Source organism: Methylobacterium sp. 275MFSha3.1 (assembly GCF_900108435.1).
Lineage (GTDB): Bacteria > Pseudomonadota > Alphaproteobacteria > Rhizobiales > Beijerinckiaceae > Methylobacterium.
Map to the genome: position 1 here is coordinate 98433 of NZ_FNWP01000011.1, position 24650 is coordinate 123082.

A 24650-nucleotide genomic window follows, 5' to 3' on the forward strand; every position below is an offset into this window, starting at 1 on the left:
GGCCCGAGGGCCGAATCGCCGCAGCCGGACGCCTGATCCTGGTCGATACGCTACCCGAGGGATCCGGTTTCATCCAATACAGCCCGATAAACGCGGCTTTCCGCCGGTCGCGGTGTCGTCGCGCCGTCATATAGGGCAACCGGCGCCGAAGCGCGCGCGCGGAGCAGCCCTGCGCCTGCGGCCAGGAGGCATGCGGCGCCGGATTCCCCCGCCGGTCTTCCCCCAGCAATCCCGGCCACGCGAGGCCCCCATGACCTCAGCGGCCTTGCCCAAGCGCGCGCGTCCTTATATTGCGACGCAACCACCACGACTCCGTACCTGAACCGGCGCGGACGGCCGCGCCGCGCGGCCGCCAGGGAGCCGGCACAACCCGTTTCGGGCCGCCATGAAACTGCGCAACATCGCCATCATCGCTCACGTCGACCACGGCAAGACGACCCTCGTCGACAAGCTGCTGGCCCAGTCCGGCACCTTCCGCGAGAATCAGCGGGTCGAGGAGCGGGCGATGGACTCGAACGACCTCGAGAAGGAGCGTGGCATCACGATCCTCGCCAAGGCGACCTCGGTCGTCTGGAAGGACACCCGCGTCAACATCGTCGACACCCCCGGCCACGCCGATTTCGGCGGTGAGGTCGAGCGCATCCTGTCGATGGTCGACGGCGTGATCGTGCTGGTGGACGCCGCCGAGGGGCCGATGCCCCAGACCAAGTTCGTGGTCGGCAAGGCGCTCAAGATCGGCCTGCGCCCGATCGTGGCGATCAACAAGGTCGACCGTCCGGATGCGCGGATCAACGAGGTCGTGAACGAGGTGTTCGACCTGTTCGCCGCCCTCGACGCCACCGACGAGCAGCTCGACTTCCCGATCCTCTACGGGTCGGGCCGCAACGGCTGGATGGCCGACAGCCCGGACGCGGACCCGTCGGTCGGCCTCGAGCCGCTGTTCGACCTCGTGCTCAAGCACGTGCCGCCGGCCCGGACCGAGGAGGGGCCGTTCCGGATGCTCGGCACCCTGCTCGAGGCCAACCCGTTCCTCGGCCGCATCATCACCGGCCGGATCGCCGCGGGCTCGGTGAAGCCGAACCAGCAGATCAAGGTGCTCGACCGTCACGGCAAGGTCGTCGAGACCGGCCGCGTGTCGAAGATCCTCGCCTTCCGCGGCCTGGAGCGCGCGCCGATCGACATCGGCGAGGCGGGCGACATCGTGTCGATCGCCGGTCTGATCAAGGGCACCGTCGCCGACACCTTCTGCGACCCGCAGGTCGAGACCCCGATCCAGGCGCAGCCGATCGATCCGCCGACCGTGACGATGTCGTTCATCGTCAACGACAGCCCGCTCGCCGGCACCGAGGGCGACAAGGTCACGAGCCGCATGATCCGCGACCGCCTGTTCAAGGAGGCCGAGGGCAACGTCACGCTCAAGATCGAGGAGGCGGCCGACAAGGACAGCTTCTACGTCTCGGGCCGCGGCGAGCTGCAGCTCTCGATCCTGATCGAGACCATGCGCCGCGAGGGCTTCGAGATCGCCGTGTCGCGGCCGCGGGTCGTGTACGAGCGCGACGAGGCCGGCGGCCTGCTGGAGCCGATCGAGGAGGTCGTGATCGACGTCGACGAGGAGCATTCCGGCGTCGTCGTCCAGAAGATGTCCGAGCGGAAGGCCGAGATGCTGGAGATGCGGCCCTCCGGCGGCAACCGCCTGCGCCTCGTGTTCCACGCCCCGACCCGCGGCCTGATCGGCTACCAGGGCGAGCTGCTCACCGACACCCGCGGCACCGCGATCATGAACCGGCTGTTCAAGGCGTACGAGCCCTACAAGGGCGAGATGCCGGGCCGGCGCAACGGCGTGCTGATCTCCAACGACCAGGGTGAGGCCGTGGCCTACGCCATGTGGAACCTGGAGGACCGCGGCCCGATGATGATCGAGCCGGGCTGGAAGGTGTACCAGGGCATGATCGTCGGCGAGCACAACCGCGAGAACGACCTCGAGGTGAACGTGCTCAAGGGCAAGAAGCTCACCAACATCCGCACCACCTCGAAGGACGAGGCCGTGCGCCTCACCCCGCCGATCCGGATGACCCTGGAGCGCTCGCTGGCCTGGATCCAGGACGACGAGCTCGTCGAGGTGACGCCGAAGTCGATCCGCCTGCGCAAGGCGATCCTCGACCCGAACGACCGCAAGCGGGCCGAGCGGTCGAAGGAGAACGCCGCCTGAGGCGCGCGACCGTCACCGATCGTGAACGACCGGCAACCGGGCGCTCAGGCCCGGTTGCTGATGTGGCCCTTATTCCTGGCCGCTCTCGGACCCATCGAACCCTTATGCCGGGGGCGATACTTCGATGGGGCGGACCCGAGAGGCCCGCGTGAACCCCGTGACACCGATGCCCGTCGCGCTGAACCCGCTTCCGTCGCTCGCGCAGGCCGCCGCCGCGCCGCCCTCATACCTCGTCGGCCAGGACGGCGAGGGTCACTGGGTCGCGGTCGAGACCGGTGGGCGTGCCGGAGGCATCTTCCGCAGCCGCCAGGACGCGATCCGCTACGCCTGCGTCGAGACCGGCTGCCGTCCCGGCGACGTCCCGCTGGCTTCCGGGCCGATCCCCTTCCGCCTCTCCTGAGCCGCGCGCCGCCGCGCCAGCGGCCCGGTCGCGTCAGCTGCCCCCGGGATCGGTCTCGTCGTTCTGCGTTCCGCCGGCGGGCGTCCCCTGGCCGGGCTTGCCCTCCGTCTTCTCGTTCGGGTCCTTGACCGCGTCGGGGGCGACGTTCTTCGGCTTGTCCGGCTTCGAGCCGGCCTCGCGACGCTCGGTCATTCCCGATTCTCCCGCTCCGCCCGGTAGTGGCCGTCCGCGACCTTCGTGTCGGCGGCCGGGCCCCGCGAGGCCTTCTGGTCCGAATGGCCGCCCGAGGAGCCGCCGATCGCGGGCGGCGCGCGCCCCGGCTCTCCGGCCGTGCCCCATTCCGCCTTCGGTTCGGTCCGCGGCGCCTCGCCGGAGCCCATGTCGGTGATCGCCGCCTGATCGGCCGTCTGATGGCCGCCCCCGGCGGGCGGGCTCCCGCGCGAACCGACCTTGTCGTCGGGCTTGCGGGTGACGGTCCCGGATTCGCTCGTCGGCCTGACCATCAGCGCTTCCCGTCGTCCTGGCCGACGGCGGCAGTGGCGCGGTCGATCGCCTCGCCGAGATCGGTGCCGGACTGCGCCTTGTCCTCCATCTGGCCGAGCTTCTCGCGCGGCACGGTCTCGTTGGCCACCGCGGCCTCGGCACTCTCCCGCGCGGGTCGTCCGGTCTGTTCTGTCATGGCTCGCCTCTCTGCCTCTTCGGGGGACAACGGAGGCGGCCGGGGAGGGTTGCGCAGACTGGGCGACCGGAGGCCGTCGGTTCAGGTCTCCGGACCGACGATCCGGGGCAGGACGGCCTGCATGAGGCGCCGCGCCGCATCCTCCGCGGCTCCGCGATCCGATGCCCGCGCCTCGATCGTCAGCAGATCGCCGTCCCGGAGGATGACCGCGGTCGCCCCGGCGCCGCCGTCCAGCGCGTACACGCTCAACCAGCCGATCGCCGGGCCGGCGGGCAGTGCCGAGAGCCGGCAATCCGGATTGCGCCGCACGCAGAGCGCCTCGAGCGCCGCGAGGGTCGTCCTGCCCGAGCGGACCCGGGCCTCGGTCCCGTCCGTCAGGCGCCCGAGCCGCAACGCGATCGTCGGGGCGCCCGCGCAGGCGGCGCAGTGCAGGCCGAGCTGCCCGGCCTCCGCCCGCGCCGTGGCCGCCGGTCCGAGCGCCGATCGGGCGGCTTCGGCCAGGCCGGTCAGGTCGTGGACCGCGAAGCCCTGGGCCATCGCCGCCTGAGCCCAGAGGCCGAACACGAGAAGCAGGAGGCCGCGCATGAGATCGTCACTGTCCGTTCGCCGGCCGGCGTTAGCGGAGAGTTCTTCTGGCGTCCAGGCACGGCAGATCGCAGTGTTGATCCGAAACTTTCGCCCAAACTCAGTATTATGCGGCGAATAAGTTCTGAGAGAGATAGATACTAATCAAAGAAAAATGATTGTATGACTGTGATAAAATGAAAAATTTTGTGGGTCGCGACGATCGTGTCCGTCTCCGGCGGACCGGAAGCGCGCACGGATCCACATCGCCGCGATCCGCGCCGGTGCGATTCGATCGGTGCTCCGTAGGGGAGCGGCCCGAAGGCCGCTCCGATGGCCGGTTCAGCCGATCCCGTCGAACAGCGCCGAGGAGATGTAGCGCTCGGCGAACGAGCAGGCGACGGTCACGATCCGCTTGCCCTGGAACTCGGGGCGCTTGGCCAGCTCCAGCGCCGCCGCGACGTTGCCGCCTGTGGAGATGCCGCCGGGGATGCCCTCGAGCCGGGCGAGCGCCCGGGAGGTCTCGAACGCCGCCTGGTTGGTGACCTTCAGGACGCCGTCGAGGATGTTGGTGTGCAGGTTGTCGGGGATGAACCCGGCGCCGATGCCCTGGATCTTGTGCGGGCCGGGCTGGCCGCCGGAGATCACCGGGCTGTCCTCCGGCTCCACCGCGAAGACCTTCAGGTTCGGCAGGCGCGGCTTCAGCACCTCGCCGACGCCCGTCACGGTGCCGCCGGTGCCGACGCCGGCCACGAACGCGTCGAGCTGGCCACCCGTGTCGCTCCAGATCTCCTCGGCGGTGGTCTTCCGGTGGATCTCCGGGTTGGCCGGGTTCGAGAATTGCTGCGGCATGACCGAACCCGGGATCTCCTTCAGGAGTTCCTCGGCCTTGGCGATCGCGCCCTTCATGCCCTGCGCGCCCGGCGTGAGCGCCAGCTCCGCACCCAGGAAGGCGAGCATCTTGCGCCGCTCCAGCGACATCGTCTCGGGCATCACCAGGATGAGCCGGTAGCCGCGGGCCGCCGCCGTGAAGGCGAGGGCGATGCCGGTGTTGCCCGAGGTCGGCTCGACCAGCGTGCCGCCGGGCTGGAGCTTCCCGGAGGCCTCCAGGGCGTCGATCATGTTGACGCCGATGCGGTCCTTCACGCTCGCGATCGGGTTGAAGAACTCGAGCTTCAGCAGGATCTCGGCGTCGACGCCGTGCTCCTTGGGCAGCCGGTTCAGGCGCACCAGAGGGGTGTTGCCGATCGTCTCGGTGATCGAGCCGTAGACACGGCCGTGGCCGACCTTCGCCGGTGCGTTGAGGGTATCGGCCATCGCGGAACTCCTGCTCGTGGTGACGGATCGGACAGATGTCGTATCCGGGAGAGGCCCCGCCAAGGGATCGCCCTCGCGTGGGGAGGCTTGACCGGCCCGGACGGGAGGCTGCGATATCGCGTTGCCGCGGCCGGAGCAATCGGGCTAAGTGCCGTTGCCGAAAGTTCTTTCCGGAATTGGGCGAACTTTCGCGGCGGGGTGGAAGACCTTTATTGAGCGGCCCGTTCCTGATGGAATTCTATTCTCCAGCCCGTCCGGCCGCGGCCGGCGCTGCCCGACCATCCTGCCCGACGGGCGGACGGGGCCTCCCTCTTCGGCCGACTCGTCGGGCCGCTCTGCTGGCGGGCCTCGGGCTGGTCCTGGCGCGGCCGGCGCGCGCCGCCGAGGCGCTCCGCGTCGTGCTCGCCACCGCGACGCCGGGCGGCGGCTTCCCGGCCTTCGGGGAGGCCTTCGCCGGCGCGGTCGCGGCCGCGGACCCGGCCCTGACCGTCGAGCGGCGCGCCACCGGCGGGTCGTCCGAGAATGTCGGCCTCCTCCGCGCCGGCCAAGTCGATCTCGGCCTCGTGCAGGGCGAGTACGCCTACCCGGCCCTCGCCGAGGGCGGCGGCCTGACCGTCCTGGCGCCGATGTACCCGACGCCGGGCCTGTTCGTGGTGCCGGCGGCCAGCGCGATCCGCTCGGTGGCGGACCTGCGCGGGCGCAGGGTCGTGCTCGGCACGCACAAGTCCGGGCTGACCGTCATGGGCCGCAGCGTCCTCGGCGCCTCGGGCGTGGATCCCGAGCGCGACATCAGCCCGATCCTGCTCGACCGGGCCGGCGACGGCCCGGCCCTGGTGCGGGAGGGCCGCGCCGACGCGCTCTGGGGCGGAGGCCTCGATTGGCCGGGTTTCCACGCGCTGGCTGCGGATCCGGGCGGGGCCCGCTTCTTCGGACCGTCCGAGGCGGCCATCGCGCGCCTCGCGCAGCCCGGCGCGGCGACGCGGCGCCTCACGGTTCCGGCCGGCAGCTTCGCCGGGCAGGCGGAGCCGATCGCGACGGTGGGGTCCTGGAGCTTCGTGATCGCGCGGCCCGGCCTCGACGAGGAGACGGCCTACCGGATCGTCCGGGCGCTGGCGCGGACGGATCTCACCGAAGCGCAGCCGAGGAACCTCGTCGGCCTCGTCCCGGCGGACCAGGTCAATCCAGGCACCGCCCGCGTCCTGCGCGAAGCCGGCGTCACGCTGCGCTGACGGCGCGGCGGCTCAGCGGAACGAGGCGACGCGGCGATCGCGCTTCCGCTCGGCGGCGGGCTGGTAGGCGATCTCGGCGTGGTGGGTGCAGTACGGCAGGCCGGTGATGGAGCGGGCGCCGCAGAAGCGGAATTCCGGCGTCGTCGGGTCGCCGAGGGGCCAGCGGCACATGGATTCCCGGAGGTCCATGATGGTGACGCGCTCCGACATCGCGAGGGCCACGGGCGCGGGCGCCGCGGCCGGCGCGGGCGCCGGGAAGTCCGGGGCCGGACGGTGGGCCAGGATCGCGACCGGCTCGGGCGCCTGCGTCTCGACCACTGCGATGGCGGTCTCGATCTCGACCGTCTTCGACGGCGGGACGGCGGTGGCGGCTTCCTCGCCGCCGCGGGCGCGACCGGCCAGACCGAGGCGGTGGACCTTGCCGATCACCGCGTTGCGGGTGACGCCGCCGAGCTGCGCCGCGATCTTGCTGGCGCTCTGCCCGTCTTCCCACAGGCGGCGCAGCAGCGCCACGCGATCGTCCGTCCAGCCGAGACCCGCTTCCATCATCCCCTCCGCCCCCTGCGGCTCGGCCGCGTTCCCGAAGGCCAGTCCGCGTTTTCCAGGCCGACAGGAGCCGTTATCCCGGCCGACCGTGTCGCCGCGCAGACCGCGCCCCCGCGCACCGGCTGCCGCATCGCGTGCGACACCCTGTCTCGCCAGGCCACGGGGGAACCCTAGCGCGGCGCTCGCGAACGTTGCAAGGGCGGGCGGTCGCCGGTCACCGGCCGCCGCGACGCCTGTCCACCGGCAATGACCCGGGCCGGCCCGGGTCGGCCGGGTCCGGCGCGATCCTGCGCGGCCCCGGCGCGGTCCCGGCGCGGTCCCGGCGCGGTCCCGCCGGTGTCCGGTACGGCGCCGCACCGTCCGGGGCGCCGGCCGCAGCGGCCACGCTTGCGCCCCGATCGCGTGGGATCGTGACCCCACCGCAACAGCGCGGCCTTATCGTTCCTCCGAAGCCGGCTAAGACGGAACAGGCGATACGGCCAAGCTCGTTCCGTGTGGCAGAGTGGGCGCGTTTCGCGGTTCGAGGAAGTGACGATGGGTGTTCGTCAGGTCAGCCTGCGCATGGCGGTGGCGTTCGGGCTGGCGGGTCAGGTCGCGGCCTGCGGCAGCGTTCCGCGGACCCCCTACAGTGCCGAGCAGGCGGCCTTCGCCACCGTGCCGGGCATCCCCGGCGCGCGCGTCTTCGCGGACGCGTCGGTGGACACGATCGCGGCGCTCGCCGCCAATCCGGAGCGGCGCCTCAAGGGCTTCACCTACCTGGCCCTGTCGGGCGGCGGCGGCGACGGCGCCTACGGGGCGGGCGTGCTCAACGGCTGGACGGCGTCCGGCAAGCGGCCCGAATTCACCCTGGTCTCCGGCGTCTCGACGGGCGCGCTGATCGCGCCCTTCGCCTTCCTGGGCCCGGCCTACGACCCCTACCTGACCGAGTTCTATACGAGCGGCGTCGCCAGCGAGCTGGTGGCCTCGCCGAACCTGGCCAACGTGCTGTTCGGCTCGGGCCTGTTCGGCGACGGGCGCCTGCGCAACCTCATCGACCGCTACGTCACGGACGATCTCCTCAAGGCCGTGGCCGAGGAGCACGCGAAGGGCCGGCGCCTGCTGGTCGTCACGACGAACCTCGATTCCCAGCGCGCGGTGATCTGGAACATGGGCGCCATCGCGGCGAGCGGGGTGCCCAACGCCCGCCAGCTGTTCCGCGACGTGCTGGCGGCCTCGGCCAGCATCCCGGCGGTGTTCCCGCCCCAGTTCATCGACGTCTCGGCCGGCGACGCGCGCTTCCAGGAGATGCATGTCGACGGCTCGGTGGTGACCCCCGTCTTCACCCTGCCGCAGACCCTGCTGCTGCGCGACGGGCGGATCCGCACCGGCGGCAAGGCCGAGATCTACGTGGTGATCAACGGCCGCCTGGAGCCGGAATTCGAGGTCACGAAGGACAACACGCTCTCGATCGTCGAGCGCTCCTTCACCACCGCGAGCCGCGCCCGCTCCCGCGCGACGCTGACGGCGACCTACGCGCTGGCCCGCACCAACGGCATCGGCTTCAATCTCACCTACATCGACGAGAACGGCCCCAAGGCGTCGGCCGCGAAGGGCTTCGACACCGCCTACATGCGGGCCCTGTACGACGCCGGTTACGAGAAGGGCCGGACCGGCACCTTCTGGCAGCACTCGATCCCCGCCGCGCCGGTGCTCAAGGCGACCGCCAGCGCCGTCGCGAACTGACCGCCTAACGGTCCGCCGCGCGCCCGGCTCAGGCGCGCGGCGAATGGCGCGGGCGGACGACGCGCCTACTTGCCCAGGATCTTCGTCACGAGGCGGCCGAGCGGCGTCGCCGTGCTGGCGTTCCGGTCGTCCCGGTCGACGGGGCGGTTCTCGTTGCCGAGGATCTTGGTGACGATGCGTCCGATCAGGTTCATGGGTCGGCCCTCCGGTATCGCGCCCAAATGGCGCAGCTTCCCCAACAACGGGTCAGGCGCGGGCCGCGTTCCAGCCCGGCGCCCGATCGGGCGCCTCAGACCTGCATCAGGCGGATGTTGTTGGTGTTGCCCGCCGTGTGGAACGGGATGCCGGCGGTGACCACGATGACGTCGTTCGGCCGCGCGAAGCCCTCGTCCTGGGCGTGGTGGCAGGCCTTCGAGGTCATCTCCTCGTAACTGTCGACGTCCTCCGTCAGGACGCTGTGCGCCCCCCAGAGCAGGCTCAGCCGCCGCGAGGTCGCAACGTTGGGGGTCAGGGCCAGGATCGAGGCCGCGGGCCGCTTGCGCGCGACCCGCGCGGCCGTCGTCCCGCTCGCCGTGTAGGCGACGATGGCCGCGGCGCGCACCGCCTCGGCGAGGTCGGCCGTGGCGGTGGCCACCGCGTGGGGCGGCGTCTCCTCCTCGCCCGGCTCCGAGGCCGCGACGATGGAGTGGTAGAGCTTGTGACCCTCCACGCTCCGGATGATCCGGTCCATCATCGCCACCGCCTCGACCGGGTAGCGGCCGGTCGCGGATTCCGCCGAGAGCATCACGGCGTCGGCGCCGTCGTAGATGGCGGTGGCGACGTCCGACGCCTCGGCCCGGGTGGGCGCGGGCGCGTTGACCATCGAGTCGAGCATCTGGGTCGCCACCACGACGGGCTTCACGGCGAGCCGGCAGGCCCGGATCAGCTCCTTCTGCCGCCCCGGCACGTCCTCGTGCGGGATCTCGACGCCGAGGTCGCCGCGGGCGACCATCACGGCGTCGGAGAGCCGGATGATGTCGTCGATCCGCTCCAGCGCCTGCGGCTTCTCGATCTTCGACATGATGCCGGCGCGGTCGCCGATGATCCCCCGCGCCTCGATGACGTCGGACGGCTTCTGGACGAACGACAGGGCGACCCAGTCGACGCCGAGGTCGAGCCCGAAGGCGAGGTCCGCCCGGTCCTTCTCGGTCAGCGGCGACAGGTCCAGCAGCGTGCCCGGCAGGTTCACGCCCTTGCGGTTCGAGATCGGCCCGCCGGTGACGACCTCGGCGGTGATGGAGGTCCGCTCGGGCCCGGTGACCCGCACCCGCACCCGCCCGTCGTCGATGAGGAGTTCCTGGCCCGGCACGACGGCGTCGAAGATCTCCGGGTGGTGCAGCGGGATCGCCTGCTTGTCGCCGTCGGCGCCCTCGAGGACGAAGCGCACCGTCTCGCCGGCCTGGAGATCGAGCCGTCCGCCCTGGAGCGTGCCGATCCGGATCTTCGGGCCCTGGAGATCCTGCAGGATGCCGATCGGCCGGCCGACCTCCTTCTCGAGGGCGCGGATGGCCGCGTGGACCTTGGCGTGATCCGCTTGGAGGCCGTGGCTGAAATTCAGCCGGAACGTGTCGACGCCGGCGAGGAACAGGGCGCGGAGCTGGTCCGGGGCGGAGCTGGCGGGACCGACGGTGGCGACGATCTTGGCGTGGCGGTGACGGCGCATGCGGGTCTCGGCCTCCTGAGGCTGCCTCTGGGAATCGAGCCGGGCGCTCGGTCGCGCCGACGGCGCTCACATCGGTCGCGACGGCGCCGCGGCGAGGCCCCGCGGCGGCCGGCGGGCGATTTTTCGCCAGGCTGGCCGATCCGGCGGACGGCTATCTGGCCGCTTCCCGGGCGATCCCCGCAAGCCCGGCGTCGAACACGCCGGTGATGTCGGCGACGGCGTCGGTGTCGCTCATGCCCTCGGCGTCGAAGGTCGCGCTCCAGATCACCGTGGACCCTGCGCCGTTGGGACGGACCGCCAGCGTCGCGTTGTAGGCGCGCACCGGCAGGGGACCCTGGATGAAGCTGTAGCTGTAGCTCATGCCGGTCTCGTCGCGCGCGGTCTCGACTTCCGCGATCGTGCCCTGGCCGCCCTTCACCACGAGGCCGCGGATCTGCGCGCGGATGCCGTCATCGTCGTCCTCGCCCGACAGGATGCAGCGCTGGACCTGCGGGTGCCAGTTCTGGATCGCGCAGAAATCGCCCACCAGCGCCCAGACCGCCGCGGGCGGGGCCGGGATGTCGCGGCTGCGGGTGACCTCCAGGGCGCTGGCCGGTCCGGCGGCCAGGACGGCCGCGCCGATCGCCGTCAGGGAAGCGGGATGCATCACGGGTCGGTCTCCGGGCCGTCGATCTGGTGTGACGCGACTTGGGGCGCCGCCGGGCTGCGGCGAGCCCCGGGCCGCGACGGGCCGCGTCTCGAAGGTGTCGCTGCCGGCCCGCTATGCTACGCCGTCCCGATCTGGATCACCGGAGATACCCATGGACGATCGCGCTGCGCGGAAGCGGCCCGCGACTCGGAACGGCGCCGCGCGCGCGGTCCTGGCGACCGGCACCGCACTCCTCGTGGGCGCGGCCGTGCCGGCGCTCGCCGCGGGGCCGGACCCGTCGCCGCCGGCCGCGCAGCAGGCCTTCGAGGCCTGCCGGGCCGACCTGATCGCCTGGGTCACGGCCCGCGCGGTGCCGCAGGGCCTCGCCGAGGCGCAGCTCGCCGCGCTCGCCCCCGACCCGGACGTGATCGCCGCGACCCAGAGCCAGGGCGAGTTCGTCCGGCCGATCTGGGACTACATCGAGGCCAGCGTCACGCCGGCCCGCGTCGAGGCCGGTCTGCGCAAGCTCGCCGAGCACGCCGACACGCTCGCGGCCATCGAGGCCAAGTACGGGGTCGACCGCCACATCCTGGTGGCGTTCTGGGGCGTCGAATCGAGTTACGGCGCGGTGCTCGACAACGCGGCGGTGGTGAAGCCGGTCGTCCGCTCGCTCGCGACGCTCGGCTGCAGCGATCCCGCCCGGGCGACCTACTGGCGCGACGAGCTGGCGGCGGCGCTCCAGATCCTGGCCTGGAACCAGGCGCCCCTGGACCGGATGCAAGCGGGGCTGACCGGGTCCTGGGCCGGCGCCATGGGGCACACGCAGTTCATGCCCAGCGTCTACCAGCGCGAGGCGGTCGATTTCGACGGCGACGGCCGGCGCGACATCTGGACCTCGGTGCCGGACGCCCTCGCGTCGACGGCGAACTACCTGCGCAGCCACGGCTGGAAGCCCGGCGCGGGATGGGGCAGCGAGGCGGTTCTGCCCGAGACCTTCGACGCGGCGCTCGCCGACGAGACGACGGTCCGCACCGTCGCGGCGTGGCGGGCGCTCGGCGTGAGGCCCGCCCGCGACCGCGCCCTGCCGGACACGGCCGAGGCGACTCTGATCCTGCCCGCCGGGATCCGCGGCCCCGCCTTCCTGCTGCAGCCGAACTTCGCGGTGATCCTCCGCTACAACACGGCGCTCGCCTACGCGCTGACCGTCGCGCTCCTGTCGGACCGCCTGCGCGGCGACCCGGGCCTGGTGCACGACTGGCCACGGGGCGACCGACCGCTCACCGCCGACGAGCGGCGCGACCTGCAGACCCGCCTGACCGAGCGCGGCTTCGCCACCGGCGGGATCGACGGCAAGATCGGCCCGAAGACGCGGGCGGCGCTGCGCGCCTTCCAGGGATCGGTCGGCCTGCCGCCGGACGGCTACGCCGACGCCGCGCTGCTGGACCGGGTCCGGGCCGCGCCCTGACGGGCGCTCACGCCAGGAAGGCGGGCTCGTCCCGGGCGAGCACCCGCTTGACGCTCTCCAGGTGGAGGCGGGCGCTCTCGGCGCGGCCGGCCGCCTCCTGGGCCGCCACGCGCCGCACGATCGCCTCGGGCACGGGCTTGAGCGCGCGCCCCGTGCTCATGGCCAGGACCTGCGCCTGCGCGGCGCGCTCCAGGTAGTAGAGGTCGTCCCAGGCCTCCGCGATCGTCTCGCCCAGCACCATCACGCCGTGGTTCTTCAGGAACACGACGTCCGCCTCGCCGGCGCTCTCGGCGATCCGCCGGCCCTCGGACGAATCGAGCGCGAGACCGTTATAGGCCTCGTCCACCGCGATCCGGCCGTAGAAGCGCAGCGCCGTCTGGCCCGCCCATATCAGGGGCTCGCCCTCCAGCATGGCCAGAGCCGTCGAATAGGGCATGTGGGTGTGGAACGCGGCCCGGGCGCGGGGCTTCAGCCGGTGCAGCTCGGCGTGGATGTGGAAGGCGGTCGCCTCCGGTTGGCCGTCGCCCTCGAGGACGTTGCCGTGGAAGTCGCAGAGCAGCAGGCTCGACGCGGTGACCTCCGCGAAGGCGAGACCGTAGGGATTGACCAGGAACAGGTCGGGCCGCTCCGGCAGCACCGCCGAGAAGTGGTTGCAGATCCCCTCTTCGAGGCCGTTGCGGGCGGCCCAGCGCAGGCAGGCGGCGAGGTCGACCCGGGCGCGGCGCACGCTGTCGGCGTTCAGGGGCTCGTTGCTGCGGGCCGGCGGGGTCTCCGGGGCGGTCACGGCGTGCGCCATGCGTGCGGGCTTTCCTGTGTCGGGGTTCGGGCCGGGCAGACCGGCCGGGGCCGCACTCTAGACGCTCGCGCGCGGCCGCCAAGCGCTCAGGCGCGGCCGTCCGTGACGCCGCCGACGAGATTGAGGCCCAGCAGGAAGTCCGACGCGAAATCCGTGCGGATGACCGGCTCGCGCGGGACCGCCTCGCGCAGGAGATCGCGCTCGGCGCGGCGCGCCGCGACCGCCACCGCCACCGAGACGTGCCGGAACGACAGGCTCGCCCCGCCCCGGACCTGCGCCAGCCGCCCGAGATCCGGCCCGATGACCGTGGCGATCTTCGGGTAGCCGCCGGTGGATTGCCGGTCGGCCATCAGGATGATCGGCAGGCCGTTGCCGGGGACCTGGATCGCCCCCATGGCGACGCCGTCGGAGACGATGTCGTGCCCCTTGGCGTGCCTCAGCGGCGTGCCGTCGACGAAGCAGGCCATCCGGTCGCCCCGCGGCGAGACCGTCCAGGGACCGGCCAGGAACGCCTCGATCTGGTCGGGCGCGAAGTAGTCGTCCTGCGGGCCCAGCACGACCCGGATCTCCCGGCCGTCGCGGGCGAGCCAGGGCGCGACGAGCCGCTGCGGCGGCCCGTCCGCCGTCCCGCCCTCGGCGACGGGGAGGCGGTCGCCCGCGGCGAGGCCGCGCCCGTCGAGGCCGCCGAGCCCCGAGCGGGTGTGGGTCGCCGCCGAGCCGAGGACCGGCGCCACGTCGAGCCGCCCGGCGACCGCGAGGTAGCCCCAGGCGCCGGCATCGCCGGCCCGCACGACGAGGGTCTGGCCGGGCTCCAGGGTGAGCGCGACCGTGTCGGGCAGGGGCACGCCGTCCAGCGCGACGCGGAAGCCCGGCGCCAGCAGGGCGAGCCCGGAGGCGCCGTCCTCCGCCGAGACGGTGACGCCGCCGGTGGAGATCTCGATGGCGGTGGCGTCGAGGGGGTTCGACGCTGCGCGGTTGGCGGCGGCGTGCATCAGCGGGTCCATCGGGCCCGCGGCGGTGATGCCGTAGCGCAGGTAGCCGTGCCGGCCCCCGTCCTGCAGGGTGATGCCGGGCCCGGCGGAGTCGATGACGAGGGCGGGCATCAGCGCGCCTCCCCGCGGCGGGCCACGGGCTCGCCCGCCGCCTCGCGCGCCGTGAGGGCGTCGAAGGTCGCGGCATCCACGGGCTCGAAGCGGATCAGGTCGCCGGCGCCGACGAAGAAGCTCGGGTCGCGCTCCGGCGCGTAGAGGCGGGCCGGCGTCGCGCCGATCACGTACCAGCCGGTCGGCATCGGCACGGTCGCCACCGCGGCGAGGCCGCCCCCGATCATGATGGCGTTGCGCGGATGCGGCGGCCGTGGGCTCGGCCGCCGGGGCACCGCCAGGGACTTCGGCAGGCCGCCGAGATACGCGAAGCCCGGGGCGAAGCCGTACATGTAGACCCGGAAGGTCGTGGCGGCGTGGGTCGACACCACCGCCTCCGGGGTCAGGCCGCTCCGCTCGGCGACCTGCGCGACGTCCTCACCGTGGGGGGCGTCGTAGCAGCAGGGCAGCGTCCAGAGTATCGGGCTCGCCGCGCGCGCGGTCGCGCCGGCCACCAGCGCCCGGACCCGCTCGGCGAGCGTCTCGCGGTCGAGCACCAGCGGGTCGTAGTGCAGCATCAGGGAGCGGTAGGTCGGCACGCGCTCGCGCAGCCCCTCGGGCGGATCCGCCCCGAGGGCGTCGTCGAGGGCCAGGACCCGGTCGCTGATCGCCGGGTCGACGGTGCTGCCGAACTCGACCACGAGGGCCGCCTCGCCGGCGTCGAGGAGGCGGGGCTCGTCCAGCGCCGCGCTCACGGCCGGAACGGCGCCAGCGTGACGCCCGCGCCCTCCAGCCGGGTCCGCACCGCCCGCGCCGTGGCAACGGCGTGGTCCGAATCGCCGTGGACGCAGATCGAGCGGATCGGCGTCGGCAGCGCTTGGCCGTCGGCCGTGAGGATCGCGCCCGCCTCGACCATGCGGAGGACGCGGTCGGCCGCCTCGCCGGCATCGGTGATCATCGCGCCGGGCTCGCTGCGGGGGATCAGGAGGCCTGTCGGCGTGTAGCCGCGATCGGCGAAAATCTCCTGGTGGACGTCGAGGCCGCAGGCCTCGCCCGCCGGCACCTGGGCGGTCAGCGCGATGGCGAGCAGCGCGAGCTCCCGGTCCACCGCGCGGACCGCGCGGGCGATGGCGTCGGCCACCGGCCGCTCCTCGGCGGCGACGTTGGCCAGCGCCCCGTGCGCCTTCACGTAGGTGATGCGGTGGCCGGCATAGGCGGCGAGCGCCTGCGCGGCGCCGATCTGGTAGGCGACGAGCCGCTCGATCTCGGCGGGGCTGTAGGGCATCCGCCGCCGCCCGAAGCCCCAGAGGTCCGGGAAACCCGGATGGGCGCCGACGGCGACGCCGCGCTCCTTCGCCAGCGCGAAGGTCCGGGCCATGATCTCGGGGTCGCCGGCGTGGAGGCCGCAGGCGACGTTGGCCGAGGTGACGATCCCGAGGATCGCCGCGTCGTCGCCGCAGGCGTAGGCGCCGTAGCCCTCGCCGAGGTCGGAATTCAGGTCCACGCTGGTCATCGCCGCCGCTCCGCGTGCCGATCGGGTCTCATAGGGCCGCAACGGGTTCCGGCTCGGCCGGATCCGCGCTGCGAGAATCGAGCGCGCGGCCCGCCGTCTCCGGCAAGAGAAGCGCCGCGACGATCACGAGGCAATAGGCGCCCGCCGCCACGACGCCGATGGCGATGCCGAGTGTCAGCGAACCGCTGAGGTGGCCCACCACGGCCGGGCAGATCGCGCCGGTGGCGCGGCCGAAATTGTAGCAGAAGCCCTGCGCGGAGCCGCGGATCCGGCTCGGGAACAGCTCGCTCAGGAAGGCGCCCATCCCGGAGAAGACGCCGGAGAGGAAGAAGCCCAGCGGGAAGCCGAGGATCAGCATCACCGGGTCGGTGATCGGGATCAGCGTGTAGGCCAGGACGAGGATGCCGGCGCAGAAGCCGAACAGGACGAAGCCCAGGCGGCGCCCGATCCGGTCGGAGAGCCACGCGCTGGTCAGGTACCCGACGAACGACCCGAAGATCAGCATCAGCAGGTAGCCGCTGGTGTTCAGGACCGAGAGGTTGCGCTCGGTCTTCAGGTAGGTCGGGAGCCATGTCGTCACGGCGTAGTAGCCGCCCTGCATGCCGGTCGCGAGGAGGCTCGCCAGCACGGTCCGGCCGATCAGCGGCCGGGAGAAGATGTCGAGGAAGCTGCCGGTGTCGCCGACGTCCCGCATGGCGGCGCGGGTCTGCCGGTAGACCTCGGGGTCCTCGATGTTGCGGCGGATCCAGAAGATCAGCACCGAGGGGAGGGCGCCGAGCCAGAACAGGATCCGCCACGCCACCGCCGGCTCCGCCAGGGCGAACACGGCCCAGAAGGCGATCGCCGCGCAGGCCCAGCCGACCGCCCAGCTCGACTGGACGAGCCCCACCGCCTTGCCGCGGTAGCGGGCCTGGATCGTCTCGGCGATCAGCACCGAGCCCACCGACCACTCGCCGCCGAAGCCGAAGCCCTGCAGTGCGCGGGTCACGAGCAGCTGCTCGTAGGACTGGGTGAAGCCGCTGAGCACCGTGAACAGGGTGAACCACGCGACGGTGCCCTGCAGGACGACGACCCGGCCGTAGCGGTCGGCGAGGATCCCGGCCGCCCAGCCGCCGATCGCCGAGGTCACCAGCGCGGCGGTGGCGATGTTGCCGGCCTCGACCTTGGTCAGGCCCCAGACCACGACCAGGGTCGGGATCAGGAACGTGTAGATCATGTAGTCGAACGCATCGACGCCGTAGCCCGCGAAGGCCGCGCCCAGGACCCGGCGCTCCGCCGGACTCGTGTCTCTCACCCACATGGCGCAACTCCTTTGCGGAATGGCCGCCGCGCGGCCGGGATGGTCACAGGAACGGCAGGTCGCGGTTGAGGAGGTCGGTGATCAGCATGTGACCGGGCGCGTGGGTGATGCAGAGCGGCAGCCGCGCCGCCATCGCCACCGCCTGGGGGGTGACCCCGCAGGCCCAGAAGACCGGGATCTCGTCCGGCTCGATCGGCACGGGGTCGCCGAAATCCGGCCGCGCGAGGTCGCGGATGCCGATCAGGCCCGGATCTCCGAGATGGATCGGCGCCCCGTGGACCGCCGGCATCCGGGCCGTCACCTGCACGGCCTTGATGGCGTCCGCCGCCTTCATCGGCCGCATGGAGACGACGAGCGGGCCGTGGAACGGGCCCGACGGTTGGGTGGCGATGGAGGTCCGGTACATCGCGACATTGCGGCCGAGGGCGACGTGCCGGAGCGGGATGCCCGCCTCGATCAGGCCGGCCTCGAACGAGAAGGAGCAGCCGAGGACGAAGGTGACGAGGTCGTCCCGCCACACGCCGGTCAGGTCGGGCAGCTCGGCCACGAGCGCGCCGCCCTCGTAGACGCGGTAGCCGGGGACGTCGGTGGCGAGGTCGAGATCGGTCCCGAGCGTCGGAAGCGCCCGGGCGCCGGGCCGCGAGACGCCGAGGATCGGGCAGGGCTTCGGGTTCTGCTGGCAGAAGCGGTGGAAATCCTCCGCCATGGCCCGCGGCAGGATCATCAGGTTGCCCTGCGCGTGGGCGGGGACGAGACCCGAGGTGTGGCCCCGGAACCGACCCGCGCGGATCGCGCGCCGCGCGTCCGCCGCGTCGGCGAAGACAGGTGGCGCGCCGTCGGCGCCCGCGTGCTGGCTCACCGCGTTGATCTCCCTGACTGGTCGTCGCGCGCCGGAGCGGCCGCGTCGGCCGTCCGTATTCCGCGAGATCCCGATCGCTTCAGCGATTCATTTCCTGCGGCAACGATCCCATCGCGCCGCGGAGCAGGCCAATCGTGATTGCGAATGGGGCGCGATAAACCGGACTTATCGGCCGGCGGCCCAGGTCTCGGCGGCCCAGGTCTCGGCGACGTCCTGGGCGAGGCGGGCCGCGTCCGCCACGAAGTGGTGGGCCGGCCGCTTGGTGTGCATCGCCGTGAAGGTCAGGTCCGAGAGCTGCGGCTCGGCCGGCAGGACGCGCAGGGTGCCGGCACGCAGTTCGGCCTCGACCACGGCCGGGGGGATCACGCAGATCCCGAGGCCCTCCACGCCCATCTTCACGATGGTGGCCAGAGAGGCGCTCGTGTGGATCTGGCTCGGCAGGAGGTTCTCCTGCAGGACGAGATCGCGCAGCTCGACGTAGGGGCTGGTGTTGCGCGGGTAGGTGATGAGCGGGTGGTGCAGCAGCGCGCCGAGGCTCAGGGGCTCGTCGTCCGGCAGCAGGCCAGGCGCGGCGATCCAGGCGACGGGGGTGCTGAACAGGGGCCGGTTGGCGAAGCTCGGCAGGGTGATCGGGCCGACGAGAAGGGCGAGGTCGATCTCGTCGGCGACCAGGGCGGCCTGCATGTTCGGCGAGATGTCGACCGTGATGTCGACGCCGATCCCGGGATGGGTGGCGCGCATCCGCTCGATGAAGCGCGACAACCACAGGTGCACGATCGTCTCGGACACGCCGAGCCGCAGGGTGCCCCGCGTCCGGCCGGTCTCGTGCAGGGCCGCGCTCATCTCGGTCTGGAGCGCCAGGAACCGCTCCGCGAAGCCGAGGAGCAGGCGTCCCCGCTCCGTCAGCGCGACGTCCCGGCTGCGGCGCTCGAACAGAGTCCCGTACTCGTGCTCCAGGGCCGCGATGCGCTGGGAGACCGCCGGCTGCGTGGTGTTCACCTTCTCACTGGCGCGGCGAAAGCTCGAGAGTTTCGCGACCCAGTAGAACACCTCCAAGCTGCGGAAATCCGCCATCCCGCGATCGTCCCGCCTCGCCGTCGTGCTCGGTCATATCGCGCCCCGATGCGCGCGAGCGCAAGCGCGCGGCCGCCGCTCGCCGCTAGAGGTTCGACACGCTCGTGGCCGGACGGGCCGGGCGCATGTGCGCGAGCAGCAGGCGCGCTTCCGCGACGAGGGGATGGTCCAGGTACCAGAGGCCGCAGGCCCAGCCGGCGATCCCGGCGGCGATCGCGGCCGCGAGGCTCGGGAGCGGCGTCTCGGCCGACCATCCCCAGGCCGACATCACCAGGACGGCGGGCGCGACGGCGATGCCGGTCAGGACGGCGGCGTGGAGGTAGATGGGGGCGTAGTCGCGCCGGAACGTGTCGGTCATCCGCTCGAGATGCGGCCGGTAGAGGCCCACGGCCAGGAGCGCCTCGCCGACCCGTGCCGCGCCCGCGCCGCCGAGTCCGAACAGGCAGCCGATGCTGAACATCACGAGGCCGGCGCCGTGGCGCAGGAACTCGAACCGCGCCTGCAGGGCGGTCTGGTCCCGGATCAGGAACACCTCCCAGGTCATGCTGAGCGAACTCAGCACGATCGCCGCCAGGGACAGCAGGCAGAAGGGCAGCGCCGCGCCGTCCCAGCCCGGACCGAGCAGGACGCGCATGATCGGCCCGGCCAGGACGGCCGCGCCCGCGAAGGCCGGCCAGAGCAGCACGGTGATCATCCGCAGCGTGTGGAGGTAGCAGGTGCGCAGGGACTGCCCGTTCCGCTGCTGGTTCGCGAGGTCCACGAAGGTGATGCGCGTGATCACCACGTGCAGGTGGTCCCACATCAGGGTGTTGAGGCTCGCCGCGCGGGAGTACAGGCCGAGGGCGCTGAGCCCGAGCATCCGCCCGAGGACGAGGTCGCCCATCCGGCCGGCGATTCCCGCGACCCCCGCGATGGCGAAGAGCCGGCCGCCGTAGGTCAGGATCTCGCGCCAGCCCGCGAGGCCCATGCGCAGCGACACGTAGCGCAGGCCGAGGCCGTTCGCCGCCAGCGCCGCCGCGACGGCGCCCGCGGCCTGCCCGTAGGCCTGGCTCATGTAGCTGAAGCCGAGGAGCGCCAGCGCCAGCATCGCGCCGCTGGCGACGAGACCGCGCAGCATGTTGACGAGGGCCACGCCGCGGAAATTGCCGTGCCGCTCGATCATGGCGGCCGGGCGGAACTCCAGCGCGCCGACCAGCGGCACGACGGCGAGGATGGCCAGGGCGCGCTGGACCTCCGGCTCGCCCAGGAGGACGCTGCCGAACACGCTGAAGGCCAGGATCAGGATCGCCGCCGCGCCCGACAGGATCAGGTTCACCGTGAACACGCTCGCCAGCAGGGCCCCGTCCACCCGGTCCGCCCGGACGATGTAGCTCGACAGGCCGCAGGAGCGCAGCGTGGACAGCAGGCCCGCGATCGCGGCGGCGAGGCTGAAGATGCCGGTCTCGTGGGGCGTCAGCAGCCGCGCGAGGGCCAGCGAGGTGCCGAACTGTGCCAGGAACAACCCGCCCTGGCAGAATCCCATCCAGGCCAGGCTCCGGCGCTTCGAGAACGCGGGCGGCGCCGTCGCTTCCGGCCCCTCTCGGAGTTCTGCCATGGGATCCTTCGGACGCGACAGGGTGGCGGCGGCGCTGGCGGCGGCCAGGGCGCGATCGGTCGGGACGGCTTAACAGTGCCCGGTGGACCGCGGCAGCTGGCCAATCGGAGGACCGGGCCCACGCCCGATGGCCGAGGTCAGGTCGGGCCGCCGTGCAGATCAGGCGCTGCAGAGAGGCCCGAGAACTCGCCCGCTCCCGAGTCCGGGAATCCGATTTGACTGTATCGGGCGGACATATCCGTGATCTGCCCGCGTCACGAACCGGCACGTAATATATTCATCTTGCCGAACGCACTTCGAGCCCCGTTCACGCTGGCAGCACCGTATGCCGAGGCCGAACGAAGATATACGAATGTGCAAGCGGCGCGCGGCACGGCCGGGATGATCTGATGTTTCGGCCGAAGACCTTGCGGAACACCTTGGAATCCCGGTCGAAAGGCCCGACGAGTCGAATTCCGTCACGGCGCGCGCGTGCCCTATTCCGCGTTATCGTCGATGAAACAGTAAATCTCCGCAAGATGTTCTCGGCTTGACGAGTCGGTGGGATCGAATAAACGAGATCATCGTTCGATTCCGGCGCGGATCTGGACTTTTCTATAGCGCGGCAGAAAATTCAAGCGGCCGTCGCTTTGCGTCGGGGACGCCGGATATTGCGCCGCCACAACTGCATGACATTCGGTTCCGCATCCAAAAGGCGTAGCCGCCCCTACGGCGCACGGATCGAGGAAGTGCAATAATATTACTATACATTGTCTGTGACTCGTTTTAGAAGGTCGCAATTCTGGCAGTATTTATGGAATAATGCCAAATGAAGATCAGCTTCATCGTATGTACTCGCAACCGTGTCGCGTCCCTCCTGCAGACGCTCGACTCGGTGGTCCGCGCGATCGAGGCTGCGCCGGAAGCTGAGGCCGAGATCATCGTCGTCGATAACGGGTCCGAGGACGGCACGGACGCGGCGTTGAAGCGCTGGTCCGCGTCCGTCTCGATCGATCGACGCGACGTTCTGCTCCTCGCGCAGGCGCGCCCAGGTGTCGCCGGGTCTCGGAACGCCGCGATCGCGCGCGCGTCCGGAGACATCATCGCTTTCATCGACGACGATTGCGTCGTGTCGGACCAGTATCTGCGGGATCTGATCGCGCACTATGCCGGCGACACGGAAAGCGTCATCCGCGGTGGCCGCGTCGAACTGGGATCGACCCAGGACATCGACTTCACCACGAAGACCGAGGCCCTGGCCAGCCGGCTGACGTACCCGGCCCATCCCGGCGGCTTCGTCCACGGCTGCAACATGACCTGCAGCCGGGCCGTCATCGAGCGGATCGGCGGGTTCGACGCGGCGTTCGGCCCCGGGGCGACGTTCCGCGCGGCGGAGGACACGGACTTCATCTACCGCGGCTGGGCGGCCGGCGTGGCGGTCGAGTACGTGCCCGACATGAGCGTCAAGCACTTCCACGGGCGCCGGGACCCGCGCACGATCGACCGGCTGCACTGGAACTACCAATTCGGCAACGGCGCGCTCTACGCCAAGCACATCGGCCGCAGCCCGTGGCTGATCAAGCACCTGTACTGGTCCGCCCGCAACGCCGCCCGCGAACTGGTCGGGGGTCCGCGCTTCGACGCGCAGCTCGGCCTGACATGGCGCGCCATCGTGACCGCCAATCTGAGCGGCGTCCTGGCCTTCGCCTGGCACAGCGCACGGACGCTGCTGACGCGCGCGCCCGCCCGGGCCTAGGGCGCTCCGGGCCGGCGGGAGGCGCGGGAGCGCGGCCCGCTCAGCGGGCCGGCGCGTCGCCGGGCCGCGCGAGGCGCGTCCGGCCGAGCATCCGGAGCGTGATGCGCCGCCCGAGCTTCATCGCCGGGTAGAGAAGCCGCGCGCGTCCGGGGCTGCGCAGCAGCCGCGCGAGGAGCCGGCTCGCCGCGCCCCGGTCGTCGCTGAGGCGCGACAGCAGGACGAGGGCGTCCGCGCCGTAATAGAGGTCCGGGCCGTGCCGGACGACCATGCCCTCGTCGAGGTCGTACCCGCGCCGCGCGATCTCGTCGACCAGGGGACCCCCGCTCCGGGCGTCCACCAGGGCGACGGTGCCGACCGACCGGCGCAGGGCCATGAGGTGCACGTAGTTGGAGCAGAACGGGCATTCGCCGTCGTAGACCACCGTCAGGGCGGCCTCGGTCGAGGGGGCGGTCATGGCGTCAGGTCGATCCTGTGCTCGGCTTCGGACACCACGCGGCGGACGGGGACGCCGTCCTGCAGGCTGAAGCAGACGGATTCGCGCCGGTACACGTAGGCGACGATGTCGGCCATGGCGAGGGTGTCGAAGCCGGCGGCGTACTGGAGAGGGACGAAGAAGTGGTGCGGATAGACCGCGTAGGGGAACAGGCCCGTCCTGTCGCGGATCGCGCTGACGAGGCGGTGGTAGCCCCGGACGTAGGCGTCCAGCGCCGGCCCGTCGATCTCCGACTTCGAGTATTCCTGGCCCAGGCCGTCCGGTGCGGTCAGGACGGGAACGTCGCAGGTCGTCGAGGCCGTGACCTTGCGGAAGACCTGCGTGCCGCCGTTCGGGTTGTCGAGGGCGAAGGCGTTCGCCGCGTCGGGCGCGCCGTAGGCCATGTGGGCGAACGGGTAGGAGTAGAAGGTAAAGAAGTTGGTCGGCACGTAGTGCCGCTGGCCGGTCCGGTCGACCGCCTCGAAGTACATCTTATTATTGGCCAGGGTGTCGTACCAGCCGAGCCAGGCCTGGGTCATGAACGTGTTGCCGGTCAGGATGAACAGCACCGACAGGATCCCGACCGAGACCGGGGGCCGCTCGTAGTGCCGGCTCACGACGACGGCCGCGATGGCGAGGTTCAGCATGATCCAGGGGGCGAAGTTGGCGCCCATGAGCACGATGATCGACAGGTGCATCACGTCGAAGCCGAGGAGCAGCAGCAGCAGCCAGCGGCGCGGCATGAGGATCCCCACCAGGGCGATGCCCTGGCCGACCAGGATGAGCGTGTTGGTCAGCGCGCTCGAATGGCTCAGGATCGTGCGCATCGCCTCCACCAGCACGGGCCAGCCGGCGTAGGGGACGTGGTTGTTGTCGAGGCCGACGATGAAGATCTTGCCGGGATCGTTGTTCAGCAGCCACGAGAACGGCCCGTCGTCGAGCGTGACCTTGGCCAGGAATGACGAATAGTAGTTGCCGAGGTGGATGCTGATCGCCGCCGCGATCAGCACCTTCGAGAACATCGCGCTGGCCGACGCGACGTCCGACCGCGCCGCGGCGCCGAGCCCGCGCCAGTCGCGCAGACGCGCCGTCCCGTGGGCGATCAGCAGGCCCGCGACGAGGCAGAAGCTCACCTCCGCGAGCGGCACCACGTCGGTGATGTGCCCGTGCCAGAGGCCGGTCACCCGGATGACCGCCTGCTTGCTCCAGACCAGGTAGGTGGCGCTGATCAGGGCGAGCGAGGGCCAGCGCAGGCAGAGCACGCCGCCGGCCACGGCCGCGACCCACAGCACCGCGATGGCCGTGACGGCGACGGTCGCCTTCGCCCCGGGCAGAATGACGGGGAAGAGCGGGTAGTGGATCAGCGCGTAGCCGCCCGCGATCACGCCGATCATCTGCAGCAGCCGGACCGACGCGAGATCGGCGGCGGCGAAGCGCACCCGCGTCATCGCGAGGGCCAGCGCCACGGGCAGCACCACGCCGTAGTAGTTGTTGATCGCCGTGACGCCGTGCGAGATCTTCAGCAGGACCAGCAGGGCGCCGATCTGCGCGAACAGGATCAGGTAGTAGCGCGCCCGCTCCGCCACCGGTCGGACGAGGCGTCGCAGGGCGGTGTCGAGGGCCTTGTCCGGGCCGGTGATCGGGAGCGTGCTGCTCATCGTCTGTCTTCCGCCGCGCTGGTGCGACCGCCGCTGCGCCCAGCGACGACCTCTCATCCTCAAGGGCCCGCTTTGACGGGGCGGCCAGCGGCCGAACGGGGTCCGC

The 24650-nt window shown here is 71.8% G+C and carries 25 protein-coding genes; 6 read left to right on the forward strand and 19 right to left on the reverse strand.

Going from position 1 to position 24650, the window contains the following annotated elements; genetic code table 11:
• The first annotated feature begins 385 nt into the window (after positions 1-385).
• Complete coding sequence (typA, locus tag BLW78_RS15015) at positions 386-2209, forward strand: translational GTPase TypA (RefSeq protein ID WP_020093051.1); 1824 nt, start codon at positions 386-388, stop codon at positions 2207-2209.
• 166 nt (positions 2210-2375) lie between these two features.
• The gene (locus tag BLW78_RS15020) at positions 2376-2609 is read left to right on the forward strand and encodes an RAG2 PHD domain containing protein (protein WP_082558088.1); all 234 of its coding nucleotides are present in this window, start codon (positions 2376-2378) and stop codon (positions 2607-2609) included.
• Positions 2610-2642: 33 nt separating this feature from the next.
• Here the strand turns inward: BLW78_RS15020 and BLW78_RS31380 are convergent, their stop codons facing one another.
• From BLW78_RS31380 to cysK, 5 genes are all read right to left on the reverse strand, one after another.
• Positions 2643-2801, reverse strand: coding sequence for a hypothetical protein (locus BLW78_RS31380; RefSeq protein ID WP_170855159.1), 159 nt, complete (start codon positions 2799-2801; stop codon positions 2643-2645).
• Complete coding sequence (locus tag BLW78_RS15025; protein WP_091680525.1) at positions 2798-3112, reverse strand: hypothetical protein; 315 nt, start codon at positions 3110-3112, stop codon at positions 2798-2800. Before BLW78_RS15025 ends, BLW78_RS31380 begins: the two co-directional genes overlap by 4 nt.
• On the reverse strand, positions 3112-3288 hold the full coding sequence (locus BLW78_RS31385; protein WP_170855160.1) for a hypothetical protein: 177 nt from the start codon (positions 3286-3288) through the stop codon (positions 3112-3114). The genes BLW78_RS15025 and BLW78_RS31385 overlap by 1 nt, the downstream gene beginning before the upstream one ends.
• An 81-nt stretch (positions 3289-3369) precedes the next feature.
• Positions 3370-3873, reverse strand: a complete 504-nt coding sequence (locus BLW78_RS15030) for a hypothetical protein (protein ID WP_091680527.1) — start codon at positions 3871-3873, stop codon at positions 3370-3372.
• Between the two features lie 321 nt (positions 3874-4194).
• Positions 4195-5169, reverse strand: a complete 975-nt coding sequence (cysK, locus tag BLW78_RS15035; RefSeq protein ID WP_070999936.1) for a cysteine synthase A — start codon at positions 5167-5169, stop codon at positions 4195-4197.
• 230 nt (positions 5170-5399) lie between these two features.
• Here cysK and BLW78_RS15040 point away from each other — a divergent pair, with 230 nt between their 5' ends.
• The gene (locus BLW78_RS15040) at positions 5400-6398 is read left to right on the forward strand and encodes a TAXI family TRAP transporter solute-binding subunit (protein WP_091680529.1); all 999 of its coding nucleotides are present in this window, start codon (positions 5400-5402) and stop codon (positions 6396-6398) included.
• Positions 6399-6410: 12 nt separating this feature from the next.
• Here the strand turns inward: BLW78_RS15040 and BLW78_RS15045 are convergent, their stop codons facing one another.
• Positions 6411-6944, reverse strand: a complete 534-nt coding sequence (locus tag BLW78_RS15045) for a GcrA family cell cycle regulator (RefSeq protein WP_091680530.1) — start codon at positions 6942-6944, stop codon at positions 6411-6413.
• 534 nt (positions 6945-7478) lie between these two features.
• Between BLW78_RS15045 and BLW78_RS15050 the strand changes: the two genes are divergently transcribed.
• Positions 7479-8666, forward strand: a complete 1188-nt coding sequence (locus tag BLW78_RS15050; RefSeq protein ID WP_170855161.1) for a patatin-like phospholipase family protein — start codon at positions 7479-7481, stop codon at positions 8664-8666.
• A gap of 65 nt (positions 8667-8731) precedes the next feature.
• Here the strand turns inward: BLW78_RS15050 and BLW78_RS15055 are convergent, their stop codons facing one another.
• From BLW78_RS15055 to BLW78_RS15065, 3 genes are all read right to left on the reverse strand, one after another.
• Positions 8732-8860, reverse strand: a complete 129-nt coding sequence (locus BLW78_RS15055; protein WP_012320301.1) for a hypothetical protein — start codon at positions 8858-8860, stop codon at positions 8732-8734.
• Positions 8861-8955: 95 nt separating this feature from the next.
• On the reverse strand, positions 8956-10368 hold the full coding sequence (pyk, locus tag BLW78_RS15060; RefSeq protein ID WP_020093061.1) for a pyruvate kinase: 1413 nt from the start codon (positions 10366-10368) through the stop codon (positions 8956-8958).
• 151 nt (positions 10369-10519) lie between these two features.
• Positions 10520-11014, reverse strand: coding sequence for an SRPBCC family protein (locus BLW78_RS15065; RefSeq protein ID WP_091680533.1), 495 nt, complete (start codon positions 11012-11014; stop codon positions 10520-10522).
• A gap of 154 nt (positions 11015-11168) precedes the next feature.
• Here BLW78_RS15065 and BLW78_RS15070 point away from each other — a divergent pair, with 154 nt between their 5' ends.
• The gene (locus BLW78_RS15070; protein ID WP_091680535.1) at positions 11169-12461 is read left to right on the forward strand and encodes a lytic murein transglycosylase; all 1293 of its coding nucleotides are present in this window, start codon (positions 11169-11171) and stop codon (positions 12459-12461) included.
• Positions 12462-12468: 7 nt separating this feature from the next.
• Here the strand turns inward: BLW78_RS15070 and BLW78_RS15075 are convergent, their stop codons facing one another.
• The 8 genes from BLW78_RS15075 to BLW78_RS15110 all read right to left on the reverse strand — a co-directional run bounded on the left by BLW78_RS15075 (position 12469) and on the right by BLW78_RS15110 (position 20679).
• Positions 12469-13257 (reverse strand): aldolase, encoded by a 789-nt coding sequence (locus BLW78_RS15075; RefSeq protein ID WP_091680536.1) that lies wholly within the window; start codon positions 13255-13257, stop codon positions 12469-12471.
• Positions 13258-13343: 86 nt separating this feature from the next.
• Positions 13344-14360: a 5-oxoprolinase subunit C family protein gene (locus BLW78_RS15080; protein ID WP_091680538.1), complete on the reverse strand. Its 1017-nt coding sequence runs from the start codon at positions 14358-14360 to the stop codon at positions 13344-13346.
• Positions 14360-15094 (reverse strand): 5-oxoprolinase subunit B family protein, encoded by a 735-nt coding sequence (locus BLW78_RS15085; protein WP_091680540.1) that lies wholly within the window; start codon positions 15092-15094, stop codon positions 14360-14362. The genes BLW78_RS15080 and BLW78_RS15085 overlap by 1 nt, the downstream gene beginning before the upstream one ends.
• Positions 15091-15852: a 5-oxoprolinase subunit PxpA gene (locus BLW78_RS15090; RefSeq protein ID WP_091680542.1), complete on the reverse strand. Its 762-nt coding sequence runs from the start codon at positions 15850-15852 to the stop codon at positions 15091-15093. The genes BLW78_RS15085 and BLW78_RS15090 overlap by 4 nt, the downstream gene beginning before the upstream one ends.
• A 28-nt stretch (positions 15853-15880) precedes the next feature.
• Positions 15881-17152 (reverse strand): MFS transporter, encoded by a 1272-nt coding sequence (locus BLW78_RS15095; protein ID WP_091680544.1) that lies wholly within the window; start codon positions 17150-17152, stop codon positions 15881-15883.
• A gap of 43 nt (positions 17153-17195) precedes the next feature.
• Positions 17196-18011, reverse strand: a complete 816-nt coding sequence (locus BLW78_RS15100; protein ID WP_091680545.1) for a putative hydro-lyase — start codon at positions 18009-18011, stop codon at positions 17196-17198.
• 165 nt (positions 18012-18176) lie between these two features.
• Complete coding sequence (locus tag BLW78_RS15105) at positions 18177-19085, reverse strand: LysR family transcriptional regulator (RefSeq protein WP_091680547.1); 909 nt, start codon at positions 19083-19085, stop codon at positions 18177-18179.
• 85 nt (positions 19086-19170) lie between these two features.
• Positions 19171-20679, reverse strand: a complete 1509-nt coding sequence (locus BLW78_RS15110; RefSeq protein ID WP_244492281.1) for an oligosaccharide flippase family protein — start codon at positions 20677-20679, stop codon at positions 19171-19173.
• Positions 20680-21487: 808 nt separating this feature from the next.
• Between BLW78_RS15110 and BLW78_RS15115 the strand changes: the two genes are divergently transcribed.
• Entirely contained in the window at positions 21488-22414 is a 927-nt protein-coding gene (locus BLW78_RS15115) for a glycosyltransferase family 2 protein (protein WP_091680549.1), read from the forward strand.
• Positions 22415-22454: 40 nt separating this feature from the next.
• On the opposite strand, the gene BLW78_RS15120 is transcribed toward BLW78_RS15115, so the two are convergent.
• Together BLW78_RS15120 and BLW78_RS15125 are read right to left on the reverse strand one after the other, a co-directional pair.
• Positions 22455-22868 carry a DCC1-like thiol-disulfide oxidoreductase family protein gene (locus BLW78_RS15120; protein WP_091680550.1) on the reverse strand — a complete coding sequence of 138 codons (414 nt, stop codon included), beginning with the start codon at positions 22866-22868 and terminating at the stop codon, positions 22455-22457.
• On the reverse strand, positions 22865-24544 hold the full coding sequence (locus BLW78_RS15125; protein ID WP_091680552.1) for a hypothetical protein: 1680 nt from the start codon (positions 24542-24544) through the stop codon (positions 22865-22867). The genes BLW78_RS15120 and BLW78_RS15125 overlap by 4 nt, the downstream gene beginning before the upstream one ends.
• Positions 24545-24650 lie beyond the last annotated feature (106 nt).

What these genes read in the sequence shown, in the direction of transcription:
- typA (WP_020093051.1), top strand. Translation starts at nt 386, where the DNA reads ATGAAACTGCGCAACATCGCCATCATCGCTCACGTCGACCACGGCAAG.
- BLW78_RS15020 (WP_082558088.1), top strand. Translation starts at nt 2,376, where the DNA reads ATGCCCGTCGCGCTGAACCCGCTTCCGTCGCTCGCGCAGGCCGCCGCC.
- BLW78_RS31380 (WP_170855159.1), bottom strand. Translation starts at nt 2,801, where the DNA reads ATGACCGAGCGTCGCGAGGCCGGCTCGAAGCCGGACAAGCCGAAGAAC.
- BLW78_RS15025 (WP_091680525.1), bottom strand. Translation starts at nt 3,112, where the DNA reads ATGGTCAGGCCGACGAGCGAATCCGGGACCGTCACCCGCAAGCCCGAC.
- BLW78_RS31385 (WP_170855160.1), bottom strand. Translation starts at nt 3,288, where the DNA reads ATGACAGAACAGACCGGACGACCCGCGCGGGAGAGTGCCGAGGCCGCG.
- BLW78_RS15030 (WP_091680527.1), bottom strand. Translation starts at nt 3,873, where the DNA reads ATGCGCGGCCTCCTGCTTCTCGTGTTCGGCCTCTGGGCTCAGGCGGCG.
- cysK (WP_070999936.1), bottom strand. Translation starts at nt 5,169, where the DNA reads ATGGCCGATACCCTCAACGCACCGGCGAAGGTCGGCCACGGCCGTGTC.
- BLW78_RS15040 (WP_091680529.1), top strand. Translation starts at nt 5,400, where the DNA reads ATGGAATTCTATTCTCCAGCCCGTCCGGCCGCGGCCGGCGCTGCCCGA.
- BLW78_RS15045 (WP_091680530.1), bottom strand. Translation starts at nt 6,944, where the DNA reads ATGGAAGCGGGTCTCGGCTGGACGGACGATCGCGTGGCGCTGCTGCGC.
- BLW78_RS15050 (WP_170855161.1), top strand. Translation starts at nt 7,479, where the DNA reads ATGGGTGTTCGTCAGGTCAGCCTGCGCATGGCGGTGGCGTTCGGGCTG.
- BLW78_RS15055 (WP_012320301.1), bottom strand. Translation starts at nt 8,860, where the DNA reads ATGAACCTGATCGGACGCATCGTCACCAAGATCCTCGGCAACGAGAAC.
- pyk (WP_020093061.1), bottom strand. Translation starts at nt 10,368, where the DNA reads ATGCGCCGTCACCGCCACGCCAAGATCGTCGCCACCGTCGGTCCCGCC.
- BLW78_RS15065 (WP_091680533.1), bottom strand. Translation starts at nt 11,014, where the DNA reads ATGCATCCCGCTTCCCTGACGGCGATCGGCGCGGCCGTCCTGGCCGCC.
- BLW78_RS15070 (WP_091680535.1), top strand. Translation starts at nt 11,169, where the DNA reads ATGGACGATCGCGCTGCGCGGAAGCGGCCCGCGACTCGGAACGGCGCC.
- BLW78_RS15075 (WP_091680536.1), bottom strand. Translation starts at nt 13,257, where the DNA reads ATGGCGCACGCCGTGACCGCCCCGGAGACCCCGCCGGCCCGCAGCAAC.
- BLW78_RS15080 (WP_091680538.1), bottom strand. Translation starts at nt 14,360, where the DNA reads ATGCCCGCCCTCGTCATCGACTCCGCCGGGCCCGGCATCACCCTGCAG.
- BLW78_RS15090 (WP_091680542.1), bottom strand. Translation starts at nt 15,852, where the DNA reads ATGACCAGCGTGGACCTGAATTCCGACCTCGGCGAGGGCTACGGCGCC.
- BLW78_RS15095 (WP_091680544.1), bottom strand. Translation starts at nt 17,152, where the DNA reads ATGTGGGTGAGAGACACGAGTCCGGCGGAGCGCCGGGTCCTGGGCGCG.
- BLW78_RS15105 (WP_091680547.1), bottom strand. Translation starts at nt 19,085, where the DNA reads ATGGCGGATTTCCGCAGCTTGGAGGTGTTCTACTGGGTCGCGAAACTC.
- BLW78_RS15110 (WP_244492281.1), bottom strand. Translation starts at nt 20,679, where the DNA reads ATGGCAGAACTCCGAGAGGGGCCGGAAGCGACGGCGCCGCCCGCGTTC.
- BLW78_RS15115 (WP_091680549.1), top strand. Translation starts at nt 21,488, where the DNA reads ATGAAGATCAGCTTCATCGTATGTACTCGCAACCGTGTCGCGTCCCTC.
- BLW78_RS15120 (WP_091680550.1), bottom strand. Translation starts at nt 22,868, where the DNA reads ATGACCGCCCCCTCGACCGAGGCCGCCCTGACGGTGGTCTACGACGGC.
- BLW78_RS15125 (WP_091680552.1), bottom strand. Translation starts at nt 24,544, where the DNA reads ATGAGCAGCACGCTCCCGATCACCGGCCCGGACAAGGCCCTCGACACC.